Here is a 13,600-nt window from a genome sequence, read left to right as displayed (position 1 = left end):
ACCTGCAAGAGAGCGCAATCCGTCTGGAACCATTGTTGGATAGCACGGACATAATGCGCACAACAGGCCCTTGAATCGAACACAAGGATCAGATGATCGCTCGAATGGGGTCGGCCCCTTCCACTCCCACCAGGGTCTGGTCGAGACCACCGTAAAAGAAGCTGAGGCGATCCGGATCGAGGCCAAGTTGATTCAGAATCGTCGCGTGGAGATGCTTCACATGAAAGCGATCGCGCACCGCGGCTGACCCAAGATCGTCGGTCTCGCCAACGGAAGTCCCTCCCTTCACACCACCACCAGCCATCCACATGGTGAAGCCGTAGGAGTTGTGATCGCGCCCGGTTCCCTTGTCATATTCAGCTGTCGGCTGACGACCGAATTCGCCTCCCCAGACAATCAAGGTCTCATCAAGAAGACCGCGACGTTTGAGGTCGGTCAGCAGGCCGGCGATGGGCTTGTCGGTCCGTCCACAGTGAAAGTTGTGATTGGCTTCAATGTCGGTGTGTGCGTCCCAGTTATCGTCGTTGTGGGCCCCTCCAGCGTAAATTTGGACAAAGCGGACGCCTCGTTCCACCAACCGGCGAGCCAGCAAACAGCGACGGCCAAAATTCTCGGTCTTCGGATCGTCAATCCCGTAAAGGTGCTGTGTTTCCTCCGTTTCCCCCTGGATCTCGGTCGCCTCCGGTGCCGCCATTTGCATCTTGTAGGCCAGTTCGAAACTGGAAATTCGGGCAGCCAGGTCCGACTGATCCGCACGCGCAGCAAGATGATCCGCGTTGTATTCGTTCAGAGTGTCGATCAACCGCCGCTGAACCGCATCACTCATACCATCAGGGCGGCTAAGATCAACGATCGGATCACCTTGAGATCGCAGGATCGTTCCTTGATACGTCGAGGGCATGTACCCGCTCGACCAGTTTTTTGCCCCTGAGATTGGCCCACCGATCGGGTCGAGCATGACCACGAATCCCGGGAGATTCTCATTCTCGGAACCGAGCCCGTACGTGACCCAGCTTCCCAGGCAAGGACTGCCGCTCAGAATCTTCCCTGAGTTCATTTGCAGCATTGCAGAGCCATGCAGCGGGCTATCGGCCGTCATCGACTTGATGAACGCCAAATCGTCGGCACACCCGGCCAGGTGAGGAAACAGGTCGCTCACCCACTGGCCCGACTCACCATGCTGTCTAAATTTCCACTTTGGACCGACGATCCTCCCCTCATTGCGAGACCCGGCCCTCCCCTTCGTCTTTACCGCAATCGTCTGGCCGTCCAGCCGGACCAGATCGGGCTTGTAGTCGAACGTGTCAACATGGCTTGGACCACCATACATGAACAGAAAAATGACCGATTTGGCCTTTGGGGTAAAGTGTGGTGCTTTGGGGGCCATCGGATTGACATAATTGGTCCGATTTCCCGAATCTGCCTGCACAGAGTTCGAGAAAAACCCATCCCGAGACAGCAAGTCGATCAACCCGAGCGACGTGAAGCCAAGCCCTGTTTGCCAGATGAACTCGCGTCGTGTCCGCCCGCAGAAAGAACCCCTCGGTCGATTCGTGTGGTTCATGACATTCGACTCCATGGACTCGGGGGGATCGAGGCTCACCCTCGTCGCGAGTAGATTAATCAAGATAAAGAAATTCGTTCAGATTCAGCGCCAGCAGACAGAACAGATGAAACGCCTGGTCGTCATCGACATCGTGGTCATGCTGAAACTCGTCGACAAGAGCGATTCCTCGCTCGATTTCTTCAGCGGAAGGAGAGCGAGCAGTGACCAGTTGAAGCACCCGGCGGATACGCTCCTCCAGGTCCTCGCCCACGTCCTGACGAACGCGAGCACTCAACGCACCGGCCTGCTCATGCAACAAGGGGCCATTCAACGTACTCAACGCCTGGGTCGGCTGAGTCGTGGCAAAGCGAACCGGACAGGAGAAATCCGTATCGGCCGCGTCGAAACTGGCGAGAATCGGTGTCACAAGCGACCTTTTTATGTAGATATAAATGCTTCTGCGAGCTTGTTCCTCTTTGGATGAATTTCCCCAGCCTGCTCCCGGGCGTGATTGACCGGCCAGGTACGCCTTCTGAATCTCGGGATAAAAGCTCGGTCCACCCATCTTCGGGTTCAAGGTTCCGGTGACGACGAGCATGGCGTCCCGAAACTCCTCGGCCGAGAGTCGTCTTAGGTTAAATCGCCAGAACAGGTCGTTTTCCGGATCCTGCGCGAGAGCCTCAGCATTGCCTCGGGATGACATCCGATAGGTACTCGACATCACAATCCGTTTGTGCAAAGGCTTAAATCGCCAGCCCTCCTGAATGAACTCCGCGGCCAGCCAGTCGAGCAGTTTCGGATGCGTTGGTTTGTCTCCCTGGAAGCCAAAATCATTGGGCGACCGGACGATTCCTCGACCAAAGTGATAATGCCAGACCCGATTGACCGCGACCCGAGCGGTCAGCGGATTCGAAGGGCTGGCAATCCACTCGGCCAGGACCCGACGACGACCCGAAGAGTCGGACGCGGTCGAGGGAGACGGCAAAACGGGTTCCGGGGAACCAAGGACCTCCGGGAATCCTGGTTCTACCGGCTCCCCAGGTGCATGTGCACTACCGCGAATCAGCACGAAGGTTTGTGGAGCCTCTGCCCCATGTTCCCTGGCACTCAGGGCCATCGGTAACGGTGGGACGGGTGGGATAGCCTTCCATTGCTCGATCAAATTTCGATACGAGGCCAGTTCCTCGGCCGAGAGTTCTGCTTCCGCCATCCCGTCCAGAACGTGCCGACGCGCCTCGAACGATCCCCACCGAACATTCGATCGCCGCGGTTCGGGGACGGTCGCCAGGAGTTTCGATTCGATGGTGCTCAGGTCCTCCTGGATCTCGGCTTCGCGTTGCGATCGCTCGGCGAGGGCACGTTGATGAGCCTCACGTTCCTCGTCCGAGGCAATCTCGGTGAGGATGTGGTCCTCGCTGTAGGAATAGGGTTTCAGGTTGTGGAAGAACGCGAGGAATCGATAGTAGTCACGCTGGGGGATTGGATCGATCTTGTGGTCGTGGCAGCGGGCACAGTTGATGGTCAGACCGAGCATCGACTGCGAGGTCGTCATGATGATGTCGTCCAACTCGTCGAATCGGGCCTGAGGCGGATCGGTCGGCTCGTCATCCCAAGCACCGAGTCGGTAGAACCCGGTGGCGATAATCGACTCGGCCGAGGTGTCGTCGAGTTCATCGCCGGCCAGTTGTTCGAGGACGAATCGGTCGTACGGCTTGTCATCATTGAATGAATTGATCACATAATCGCGATAACGCCAGGCATTCGGCTTGTGGTTGTCGCGCTCGAAGCTATTCGTCTCCGCATACCGAACGACGTCGAGCCAGTGCCGCCCCCACCGTTCGCCGTAGTGCGGCGAATCGAGCAGGCGATCAACGAGGGCTTCGTAGGCGTCGGGAGACTGATCGGCTAGAAACGCCTCGACTTCATCCGGAGTGGGGGGCAAGCCGGTCAGGTCGTAGCAAAGGCGTCGGATGAGGGTCGCTTTTGAGGCTTCGGGAGCGGGGGAAAGCCCTGCGGCTTCAAGTCGGTGCAGGATAAACGCATCGATCGGATCGCGGACCCAGTCCGAGTCCTCGACGTCTGGCATCGCCGGCCGTTGCAGAGGTTGGAAGGACCAAAAGCGTCGGTCCTCGTCCGAGATAGCTCCCTCGGGTTCTCCCTCGTCGGCCTGAGCGGGCGTGTCTGGGTCGTCCCCGCTGTAGGGGACCCCTTGATTGACCCAGTCTGTGAGGATGGCAATGGTGTCGGGGTCGAGCTGACCGGTTGGAGGCATTTCCAGCCCGGCGTAGGTGATCGCTTCAATCAGAAGACTCTCGCCGGGCGATTCCAAATCGACCGCTGGACCAAGGTCCCCGCCCTTGAGCAACCCCGAGCGAGAGGTCAGATCAAGACCTCCTCGCGTTTTCCCGTCAGCACCGTGACATCGGAGACAATGCTGCTCCAGGATGGGACGAACCGATTCCTTAAAAAATCGGGATCGATCGGCCTCGACCGCCTCGTCCTGGCCTCGACTCGATCCAGGCGTTACCAAGAGGCTCAGCATGACGAGCCAGCCGAGACGCATCATCAGGCAAAGTCCTCAAAAAAAGGTGGAGTCACCCTGTTGAACCGCCGATCGATCCCACGATTACCGTACCGAAACCGAACCGATCGGGTCAACAGAACGAGGCTCGTGAGGTTCGTGGGGACTGGGAGGGATCACACGAGATACGTCTTGCGGAACTCACGAAGCCAGGGAACCAGCGGTTTAGCCTGCCCTTCCGCATCAAAGAGCCCGGCGTGGGGATAAAGGTGCGGCGACGCGTCGGTGGCATGGGTCCAGATGACCGATCGGACGTAAGGCTTGGCAGCTGCGAGCGCGATCCATCGCGAGGCCAGATCACGCTGCATTTCCGGAGTCGGGGTACCGGGCCACTGCCGCTTCTCCACCTTGATTTCACCCGAGGTCTGAGGGTCCTTACCGCGAGTCGAGGGTAATGCGATGGTCACGTGCAGGGGCTGATTGAGCAAAGCAAAGAGGTCGAGCATCCGAGAAAACTCAAAGAGATCTCGCATATGACTGCCCGGTGAGCTGAACCCCGGTGCGACCTCAATCCCGACCCCAGCCAGGCCAATCTCAGCTCTCGACAGCGAATCAGCCACATGGAGGGGGCCGATTCGAAAGGGGCTGGAGCCGAGCCACTCGGCCCAGGGCTGGTCAAAGTCGACGATCAAAGGGGTTACAGGATCGACCTGATGGGCCACCTGAACGCATCGGGCGGCCAGGCGAATTTGCTCCTCCTCAGACATGCCGAGCACGTCTCCCGAGGCTGGCCGAGCCACCAGGTGCCAGTGACCGAGTCGCCCCTTGTAGCGCGAGACCGCCTGACGGACCAGGTCGATCGCCATCGAGCTGATCTCCTCGACGTCTCCGGCCCAGAGCCAGAGCCAGTCGGGGAAGGACGATGGCCGAAACTCCAGAATGGGCCCAGCCATCGGCATCAGATTTCGAGATTGGCACCACTCGATCTGAGCATCGAGTGCTTCCCAACGATAGCGTCCCTCGGTCGGAGCCAGTTCCGCCCAGGAACAGCGAACCCGGGCGGCATTGATAAGCTCGATGAGTGAATCTGCCCAGGGGCTCCCAACCGGATCCGCGTTCAGTCCACAGCCGAGCAGCGTCGGCAGTTTCGAGGAGTGTTCCAGGCGTTTGCGAATGACCTGGGTCGTGTAGGTCTCCGTCAGGTGCTCTCCAGCCCGAAACGAAGCTGCAAGACTCGCCCGGGCGAACGAGGCGGCCCGCGACGGATTCTCGCAGGTCACGGCCCTGGAGAAGGCTCGGATGGATTCGGCCAGGGGGGCGGAGACCTCTTCGGGCAAGTGCAACCCGAGATGACGCCAGTCTCCCGCCTGACCGCGCACGTCGAACAGTTTTCCCCGAGCCAATTCCACGGTGAGATCGAAGGGCCGGGACCGCTCGGCCAGAGTGGCCGTGCTGACGAACGGCATCCCAAAGCCTTCGACCGGAAAAGGCACATGAAGCCGCCCGCTATCGGGAGAATCGCGCTGTGTGACCAGCAAACCGGGACGCAGGTCGATTGAGACGGGCTCTGGAGTTCGATCGAGCCCGGTGAAATACCCCCTCCGCAGTTCGGGTAGCCGCTCGGACAGATCAGGAGGCGTTAATCGAAACTTCATCACGCCCATCGTCCACGAGTCCTACCCGAGCAGGCCAGCAAGACACCCATTGAGAATGAGCGTGTTCTAGCCATGAAGTGAAAGATCGCCAAAGTCACATAAAGTCGAGAAATGTTGACCCATCATTCCAACTCACGAATGAGGTGGATCGCGCCAGGCTTCCGGATTCAAGAGGTCGGCTGGCCGACGCCCTCGTAACGCGTCATTGAGATTTGCCGCCGCCTTGCGGGCCATGGCATTCCGGGTTCCCCTGGTCGCACTCCCAAGATGGGGAAGCAAGACGGTGTTCGCACACTCCGCCAGTCCCTGGGCCATCTGCGGTTCACGTTCATAGACGTCAAGCCCTGCCCCGGCAATTTGCCCTGACCGAAGCGCGTCCACGAGAGCTCGTTCATCAACGACCGGGCCCCGCGACGTGTTGATCAGGCAGGCGGTTGATTTCATGAGTCCGAGGGCTTTGGCGTCGATCAGGTGATACGTTGTCTCGGTGAGTGGGACGTGAAGGCTGACAAAATCGGACTGCTGAAGCAATTCCTCCAGCGGCACCTTCGCTGCTCCGAGGGCTTCAAACGAAGACTCAACTCGTCTTCCGGTGTACAGAATCCGCATCGTGAACCCGATGGCCCGCTGGGCGACTGCCAGGGCAATTCGACCTGGTCCGACAAGTCCGAGCGTCTGTCCCGAAACATCGGCACCCAGCATGTAACGCGGACCCCATCCCGGAAATCGGCCCGATCTCATCTCAAGATCCCCTTCTACGACGCGACGGGCAACGGAGAGGATCAAGGTCCAGGTCAGGTCGGCAGTAGCCTCGGTCAAGATCCCTGGGGTATTGGTGAGGAGAATCCCGCGATCGGTGGCGGCGGGAATGTCCAGGTTATTATAACCTACGGCCATGTTGGCGAAGATCCGGCACCCTTGTGCAGCGTCGAGCACCTCGGCGTCGATTCGATCGGTCAGCATGCAAAGAACACCGTCTCTCCCTTGAACGGCGTCAAGCAATTCCGTCCGCGTCATGGGGCGATCATGCGGGAAGATCTCGACCTCGTCCGCGACCTCCTCGATCAGACGAGGGCCGATGTCGGGAATCGGTCGCGTGATGAAAACTCGCCCGGGCACGAAATTCAAGACTCCGGACTTGATGAACAACCTCGGACCTTTCGGACCCGAATTGCGATGACCCAAAATGATCCTACCACCCTTGGCTCAACGATGCCCAGTCTCTGATCGAATTCTCGTCCCACGACCCAAGCCTGACTTGATCAGACTGGTTATCATGCGGAATCGTGCAAGGCCCTGCAACGAAACCCCGGCGGAATCCGTCCGGCCCGATACCCCTTTGGGATGCTCGAACCATGCCGCTTGCCTTGATTGGAGCCAGCCCCATTCGCCATCAGCCCGGCCCCTTCCGAGATCTGCTTCATCAGGGTGGATTTCAGACGGTTGACCCGCAGGGTGATGATGTTCTGACCGATTCCCAACTCTTTGACAGCTTGCCCGCCTGCGAAGCGATTGTCGCAGGAGGTGAACGGATCTCGGCCGCCTTGATCGCAGCGTGCCCGAAACTCCGTGTGATTGCTCGAACAGGGGTCGGTTACGATGCGGTGGACGTGGCGGCGGCCTCGGCCCGAACGATCGCTGTGACCATCACCCCGGGGACCAATCACGACAGTGTCGCGGAGCAGGCGTTTGCGCTCTTGCTCGGCGTCGCACGACGTGTGGCAATCAACGATCAGATCATCCGATCGGGGGGCTGGAACCGGACGATCGTCCGGCCGTTGCGGAACACAACCCTCGGACTCGTCGGACTGGGACGGATCGGCCGAGCCATGGTCCCGCGCGCCAGGGCGTTCGGGATGCGAGTGCTCGCCCATGATGAGGTGACCGATCCCGTCTTCGATGCCGAGCATGGCATCGAGCGATGCCCCTTCGAGATGCTGCTGGCAGAGTCGGATGTGGTCAGTCTCCACGTGCCCCTGACCGATGCGACTCGTAATCTCATCGACGAACGTCGGATCGCCCTGATGAAGCCCGGTTCCATCCTCATCAATACCAGCCGGGGTGGTCTGGTCGATGAAGAGGCACTGTATCAGGCGCTTACGTCCGGACACCTCGCCGGGGCAGGCCTGGATGTGTTCCGGGTCGAGCCAACGCCGGCCGATCATCCGTTGATTGCGTTGCCGAACGTCGTCTCAAGCCCCCACATCGCTGGCGTGGACGAACGATCCATGGCAGACATGGCCAAGATGGCAGCCCACTGCATCGTGGAGTTACACGAAGGGCGTTGGCCTGGCGACTGCGTGGTGAATCCAGAGATCCGCCCCAACTGGGCGTGGTAATTGGCAGCACGAACCATCAGGGAACGCAAGCCTCGCCGGCCCATCGACAGGGGCCGGCGAGAGGCGATCCATCGAACGGTACCATCCGTCACCCCGTCTCAGGACGGATCAGACCTGGAACGAGCTTCCGCAACCGCAGCTCTTGGTCACGTTCGGGTTGTTGAAGGCAAAGCCGCGACGGCCGAGGTCGTCAATGAAGTCGATGACCGTGCCATCGAGGTAGGGGTCAAATTTCTTTTCGATCGCCAGGCGAACGCCGTGGAACTCGGCCACGCGGTCCCGCTCGCTCGTCTCGGAATCAAAGTTCAAGCTGTAGGAAAAGCCGCTGCAGCCGCCACCCTGCACTCCCACGCGCAGGACAAGTTCCTGGCCGTTGCCTTGCTCTTCAATGATTCGCTTGACCTCGCTGGCGGCCTTTTCGGTGAGCGTGACACTCATCGGGTTCGTGCTCCTGACTCAATGACGGAGGGAGGAACGGCGAACAAACTTCGCCGGTGGGTGCGATCTTTACGTTAGACATTCTACGCAGTTGTCGAACAATCACAAGTCGTTCCACGCAAGATCTGGGTCGGGGGCGGAGCCTCCCGAGGCCGATTGTCGCAGTCGAGCCACGGTTTCCGTGACGACCTTCGCGGCCTGATCGACGTCCTCTCGGGTGGTGAATCGGCCGAGTCCGAAGCGAAGGCTGGCCCGGCCGAGTTGCTCGTCTCGCCCCATTGCCCGAAGGACATAGCTTGGCTCAGGTTCGGCAGACGAACACGCAGCTCCGGAGCTGACGGCGATGCTCCGAAGTCCCATCAAGAGGGCTTCGCCTTGCACTGCTTCGAAGCTCAGATTCAGGTTGTTCGGCAATCGATCGATCGGATGGCCATTGAGCACGATGCCTTGATCGTCGAGCAACGACCGGATGGTCCTGTCCAGTCGATCCCGAAGAGTTCGCATTCGATCTGCGTCAGTCGGCCCTTCCACCCGAGCCAACTCGGCCGCTCGGCCGAGTCCGACAATCAAGGGAACCGGCAAGGTGCCGCTCCGCAAGCCTCGCTCGTGGCCCCCACCGTCGACCAGGGAGACCAGCCGGGCCCGTCGGTCCTGGCGACGCACGTAGAGGGCACCTATCCCTTTCGGGCCGTGAAACTTGTGAGCGGTCAGGCTGAGCAGGTCGATCGCGTCGCCCTGAACGTCGATCGGGATCTTACCGACCGCCTGAGCCGCATCGGTGTGGAAAAGGATGCCTCGATCCCGGCACAAACGGCCGATCGCTCCGATGGGGTTGAGGGTACCGACCTCGTTGTTGGCTGCCATGATCGAGACGAGGACCGTGCGATCCGTCAGGGCGTTTTCGACGGCCTCGACCGAGATTCGACCGGAGGGTTCGCAGGGCACAACGGTCAGTTGCCAACCCGATTCGCGGGCGAGGCGACGGAGTGGATCGAGCACGGCCCGGTGCTCAACACTCGAACAGACAAGATGGTTCCCCCCCTTCGCTCGGGAGGCAAGGGCGGTTCCTTTAAGGGCGAGGTTATTGGCCTCAGTTGCGCCGGAGGTAAAGACGATCTCGGACGGTTCGGCTCCGATCAAGCATGCAACCTGCTCACGAGCCCGATCGACTGCGTCTCCCGCCTCCCAGCCGAAGCGGTGAGAGACGCTGGAGGCGTTGCCGTAGTGCTCAGTGAAGTAAGGGAGCATGGACTCGACGACGCGGGGGTCGGTGCGAGTGGTGGCGTGGTTATCGAGGTAGATCGGCAATGCGGTCACAACGGAAGCTCGCGATCAGAGTCGTTCTGTAGGAGGTTCGGAAGAAATCCACCTTGTCGAAAAATGGCGTCTCGATCAAGCTACGTCGCCCCCTCGGGAAGGAACCCGCACGAGACGGTCATCGGAGGACGCGACCATGGGCTACGACAAGCAGCAGGCCACGGAAGAGTTCACCCGCTGGAGCGAGTCGTACGATCGCTGCATCCTTCAGTGGTTGCTCTTCGGCCCCTCGCACCGGGCATTGATTCGGCGAATTCAGCAGCGCTTCGGCGACCGGCCCATCCGGGTCCTCGATGCAGGATGCGGGACCGGCCAGTTCGGTGAGAAGATCCTCAAAGCCCTGCCAAATGCTCAGGTCTATGGCATGGACCTTGTCGCCGAGATGCTCCAGGGTGGCGCGGCTCGCTGGGCTTCTCACAAGAATTCCCTCATGCCGGTCCAGGGAGACAGCGAGCACTTGCCCTTCGCCAGCGGGAGCTTCGACGTGGTAACCTGTGCCAACAGCTTTCACCACTATCCCGACCAGCAGCGGGCCGTGACCGAGATGCACCGGGTCTTGAAGCCGGGGGGCCGGTTGATGCTGATCGACGGCTACCGCGATGCTCCCTGGGGCTGGTTCATCTACGATGTCTGCGTGGAGACGGTCGAGGGGAACGTCCACCACTGCTCTCGGGCTCGGATGCGCGACCTCTTTGCCAACGCCGGATTCGTCGAGACGGAACAAACGGTTCACCGAGGCCCGGCTCCCTTCCTGCTCACTGAAGGACTGACCCGATCGGCCACGACCCTTGGTCGACCGCACTTTGCGGTGACCCCTTCCGAGGTTCGCCAGTCGAGCGGAAGGCGCTGACCGCAAGGGATAGAGCACGCGGAATCAGGTCACAGCGCCGGCGGTGCCAGTGAAGGCTCGCCAGGCGCCGGTGTCGAGGATCTCGGTGATGGCATTGAGGGCGAGGTCCAGCTCATCGTCCCTCGTGTAGAAGTGGGGTGAGAGGCGGATCCCGGCTCCGGGACGGTAGTCGCAGAGAATCTCCCGAGCTTTGAGCGCTCGGGAGACCTCAAGGCCGTGGGGAACGTTCAGGGCGACGGTCCCTGCCCGATGTTCGGGGTTGCGCGGGGTGGTTGAGGAAAAGCCTCGGGCGTCGGCCAGTTCGAGCAGACGCTCGGTCTGGCGGAGGGACTTGGCGCGGATGGCGTCGATACCGGCCTCGTGGAGGATTTCCAGGCCGGGCCGGGCCGCATAGAGGGCGGAGATGTTCGGGGTGCCGTGGAGGAACCGCCAAGCGTCAGATCGGCGATCGAGCGAAGGCTGGAACGCGAAGGGCTGGGTGTGAGCCATCCAGCCGGTGAGGCGAGGGGCGAGCGTCTTGCGAAGCTCGGGCCGGACCCAGAGGAAGGCGGCGCCGGGGCCTCCGCAGAGCCACTTGAGGCAACCGCCGATGTAAGCGGAGACGCCCAGTGACCGGACATTAACCGGGATCGAGCCGACCGCCTGATAGCCGTCGATGATGGTGTAGGCCCCGACCTGACGGGCCCGCTCGACGATGGCGGCGATGTCGTGGATGTACGAGCTTTTAAACAGGACGTGGGAGAGGTTTACGAAGGCTGTCTGGGCGTCGATGGCGTCGATGACCCGCTGGGTTTCGATCGTGCTGTCGTCGTCGGAGGGAATGTCAATGACCTCGGCCCCTTCGGCCTTGAGCCCCTCGATGAGGTAGCGGATCGAGGGGAAGTGCATGGCGTCGGTGACGACCCGAGGGCGCAAGCCTCGGAAGTCGAAGCAGCTAAAGAGGACGGCATGAGCGAGCGTCACGCTCGGCTGGAAGACCACCTCGCCCGGCCCGGCCCCGATCAAGGGGGCGACCAGATCGCCTGTCGAGGCGGCCAGGTCCCACCAGGTCTCCTCCCAGGCTCGGACCCCTCGGGTGGCCCAGGTGGCATAGTAGTCGTGGAGGCTCTCATCGACGCCCCTGGGCACGGCACCGAGGGAGTTGCTGATGAGGTAGGTCGTCGTCCCGAGGATCGGGAAGCGGTCGCGGAAGCTCAGGAGGGGGTCGTTCGGGGTGGCGGGGCTCATGTTGGAACGGTCCTCAGGATGGCTCGGACCGGACTGGCGTCAAACCCGACGAGCAGAAGCGGCAGGGCGATCAGCTCGTATCGGCCTTCCGGCACCTTGGCCAGGACCAGCCCTTCGAGGATCGTCACGCCGAGGTCGAGGAAGCGGTGATGGGCGGGAAGCTCCTTCGAGGAGAAGGGGTCGACGCTCGGTGTATCGACCCCGATGAGCCGGACTCCGCGATCGTGCAGGAAGGAGACGAGTTCGGGGTCGAGGGCGTTGAAGTCCTCGCGGAAGGACTCGGGGTCGGGGAAGGAGCCGGTCGCGATCAGGAGGCGAGGGGCGTCGACTGTGGTTCCTTGAAGGTGCTCAACACGGACCAACGCTCCCGGCTCGACGGACACGCGGACGACCTGACAGGGACCAACAAAGCGGTCGATCGGCCAGGAATCGACGCCGCCCGATCCTCGGCCGTAGTGGTTCGGGCCGTCGACGTGGGAGCCGAGGTGAACGGTCGCATGCAGGGTCGAGAGGGTGAGGTTGTCCCCCCGGTCGAGGTCGAGCAGGACCTCGCGGCGTGGCGGGGTGTCACCCGGCCAGACCTTCAGGCGGTCGGAGATGGGAGGGGAGAGGTCGAAGATCATGCGAAGGAGCCCCCGATCCCTCGGACCTCGTCGAGGCTCTTGCGGAGGGTCTGGACGGAGTGGATGAACGCGGATCGCTCGGAGGGGGTGAGAGGGAGGTCGATGACGTGCTCGGCCCCTCCTCGACCGACAATGCTGGGGAGGCTGCTCGACATGGGGCCGGAGAGCCCTTCAAGGTTGGTGAGGGGGGAGCAGACGGTCAAAACGGTCTTCTGGTCGCGGAGGATCGCCTCGACGATGCTGACAAGAGCCAGTCCGATGGCGTAGTAGGTCGCGTGCTTGCGCTGGATGATCTCGTAGGCGGCGGTGCGGGTCTGCTCGGCGATCCGAGCACGGTCGGCGAGGTCCTTGGAGCGTCCCTGCGACCCGACGAAGGTTTCGAGTCCGACGCCTCCGATCGACGCGAGGCTCCAGACGGGGACCTGGGTATCGCCGTGCTCGCCGATGATGTAGGCGTGGACGCTCCGAGGGTTGACCCGGAAGTGCTCACCCAGGAGGAATCGGAAGCGAGCGGTGTCGAGCACCGTGCCCGAGCCGAGGACCCGGCCCGGCGGCAATCCGGCTTTCTCGGCGGCGATCTGGGTCAGGACATCGACCGGATTGGTCGCGATCAACTGAATGGCGCTGGGAGACGCGGCGACGACCTTTGGGACAATGTCCTCGATGACGGCGGCGTTCTTGGCCAGGAGATCGAGTCGGGTCTCGCCGTGACGCTGGTTCCGGCCGGCAGTGATGACAACGACCTCGGCGTCGGAGAGGTCGTCGTAAGTTCCGGCCCGGACCCGCATGGGAGAGACGAAGGGGAGGCCGTGGTTGAGGTCCATCGCCTCTCCTTCGGCCCGTCGAGGATCGAGGTCGATCATGACCAGTTCGGAGGCCACCCGGCGCTGCATGAGGGCGTAGGCAAAGGAGCTGCCCACCATGCCGGTGCCAATCAGGCCGACCTTGCCGCCGCGAGCTTCTCCGATCATGAGTCGGCTTCCTCAAGTCATGGTGTCGTGTTTTGGTGAGGGTCTTCGACTAGCGTATCGAATCGTCAACGGCTCGGCGACCGATCGGGTGGTTGGAGGATCGCGATCGGCTC

The 13,600-nt window shown here is 61.5% G+C and carries 11 protein-coding genes; 2 read left to right on the top strand and 9 right to left on the bottom strand.

Annotated features, from left to right (window positions below; all coding sequences use genetic code 11):
• Positions 1-88 precede the first annotated feature (88 nt).
• From HG800_RS21525 to HG800_RS21510, 4 genes are all read right to left on the bottom strand, one after another.
• The gene (locus tag HG800_RS21525; RefSeq protein ID WP_169979351.1) at positions 89-1,564 is read right to left on the bottom strand and encodes a DUF1501 domain-containing protein; all 1,476 of its coding nucleotides are present in this window, start codon (positions 1,562-1,564) and stop codon (positions 89-91) included.
• Positions 1,565-1,619: 55 nt separating this feature from the next.
• Complete coding sequence (locus HG800_RS21520; RefSeq protein ID WP_206352384.1) at positions 1,620-4,112, bottom strand: PSD1 and planctomycete cytochrome C domain-containing protein; 2,493 nt, start codon at positions 4,110-4,112, stop codon at positions 1,620-1,622.
• A gap of 131 nt (positions 4,113-4,243) precedes the next feature.
• Complete coding sequence (locus HG800_RS21515; protein ID WP_235963863.1) at positions 4,244-5,722, bottom strand: hypothetical protein; 1,479 nt, start codon at positions 5,720-5,722, stop codon at positions 4,244-4,246.
• A 132-nt stretch (positions 5,723-5,854) separates the two neighbouring features.
• On the bottom strand, positions 5,855-6,841 hold the full coding sequence (locus HG800_RS21510) for a 2-hydroxyacid dehydrogenase (RefSeq protein WP_169979346.1): 987 nt from the start codon (positions 6,839-6,841) through the stop codon (positions 5,855-5,857).
• Between the two features lie 236 nt (positions 6,842-7,077).
• Between HG800_RS21510 and HG800_RS21505 the strand changes: the two genes are divergently transcribed.
• Complete coding sequence (locus HG800_RS21505; RefSeq protein WP_169979344.1) at positions 7,078-8,061, top strand: phosphoglycerate dehydrogenase; 984 nt, start codon at positions 7,078-7,080, stop codon at positions 8,059-8,061.
• A gap of 108 nt (positions 8,062-8,169) precedes the next feature.
• On the opposite strand, the gene HG800_RS21500 is transcribed toward HG800_RS21505, so the two are convergent.
• Together HG800_RS21500 and HG800_RS21495 are read right to left on the bottom strand one after the other, a co-directional pair.
• Positions 8,170-8,499, bottom strand: coding sequence for a HesB/IscA family protein (locus tag HG800_RS21500; protein ID WP_169979341.1), 330 nt, complete (start codon positions 8,497-8,499; stop codon positions 8,170-8,172).
• 102 nt (positions 8,500-8,601) lie between these two features.
• Entirely contained in the window at positions 8,602-9,816 is a 1,215-nt protein-coding gene (locus HG800_RS21495) for a cysteine desulfurase family protein (RefSeq protein ID WP_169979339.1), read from the bottom strand.
• Between the two features lie 136 nt (positions 9,817-9,952).
• On the opposite strand from HG800_RS21495, the gene HG800_RS21490 reads away from it, so the two are divergent.
• On the top strand, positions 9,953-10,666 hold the full coding sequence (locus HG800_RS21490; RefSeq protein WP_169979337.1) for a class I SAM-dependent methyltransferase: 714 nt from the start codon (positions 9,953-9,955) through the stop codon (positions 10,664-10,666).
• Between the two features lie 24 nt (positions 10,667-10,690).
• Here HG800_RS21490 and HG800_RS21485 read toward each other — a convergent pair whose 3' ends face one another.
• The 3 genes from HG800_RS21485 to HG800_RS21475 are packed head-to-tail and all read right to left on the bottom strand — an operon-like array spanning position 10,691 to position 13,487.
• Entirely contained in the window at positions 10,691-11,893 is a 1,203-nt protein-coding gene (locus HG800_RS21485; protein ID WP_169979335.1) for an aminotransferase class V-fold PLP-dependent enzyme, read from the bottom strand.
• Positions 11,890-12,516: a cyclase family protein gene (locus HG800_RS21480; protein ID WP_169979332.1), complete on the bottom strand. Its 627-nt coding sequence runs from the start codon at positions 12,514-12,516 to the stop codon at positions 11,890-11,892. The genes HG800_RS21485 and HG800_RS21480 overlap by 4 nt, the downstream gene beginning before the upstream one ends.
• On the bottom strand, positions 12,513-13,487 hold the full coding sequence (locus HG800_RS21475) for an L-lactate dehydrogenase (RefSeq protein ID WP_169979329.1): 975 nt from the start codon (positions 13,485-13,487) through the stop codon (positions 12,513-12,515). Before HG800_RS21475 ends, HG800_RS21480 begins: the two co-directional genes overlap by 4 nt.
• Positions 13,488-13,600 lie beyond the last annotated feature (113 nt).

Source organism: Tautonia rosea, assembly GCF_012958305.1.
Taxonomy (GTDB): domain Bacteria; phylum Planctomycetota; class Planctomycetia; order Isosphaerales; family Isosphaeraceae; genus Tautonia; species Tautonia rosea.
This window is presented reverse-complemented; position numbering and strand designations above follow the sequence as displayed.

Bases quoted from the DNA above. Each gene is read 5' to 3' on its own strand.
- HG800_RS21500 (WP_169979341.1), bottom strand. From the start codon at position 8,499: ATGAGTGTCACGCTCACCGAAAAGGCCGCCAGCGAGGTCAAGCGAATC.
- HG800_RS21480 (WP_169979332.1), bottom strand. From the start codon at position 12,516: ATGATCTTCGACCTCTCCCCTCCCATCTCCGACCGCCTGAAGGTCTGG.
- HG800_RS21515 (WP_235963863.1), bottom strand. From the start codon at position 5,722: ATGAAGTTTCGATTAACGCCTCCTGATCTGTCCGAGCGGCTACCCGAA.
- HG800_RS21490 (WP_169979337.1), top strand. From the start codon at position 9,953: ATGGGCTACGACAAGCAGCAGGCCACGGAAGAGTTCACCCGCTGGAGC.
- HG800_RS21520 (WP_206352384.1), bottom strand. From the start codon at position 4,112: ATGATGCGTCTCGGCTGGCTCGTCATGCTGAGCCTCTTGGTAACGCCT.
- HG800_RS21525 (WP_169979351.1), bottom strand. From the start codon at position 1,564: ATGAACCACACGAATCGACCGAGGGGTTCTTTCTGCGGGCGGACACGA.
- HG800_RS21485 (WP_169979335.1), bottom strand. From the start codon at position 11,893: ATGAGCCCCGCCACCCCGAACGACCCCCTCCTGAGCTTCCGCGACCGC.
- HG800_RS21505 (WP_169979344.1), top strand. From the start codon at position 7,078: ATGCCGCTTGCCTTGATTGGAGCCAGCCCCATTCGCCATCAGCCCGGC.
- HG800_RS21475 (WP_169979329.1), bottom strand. From the start codon at position 13,487: ATGATCGGAGAAGCTCGCGGCGGCAAGGTCGGCCTGATTGGCACCGGC.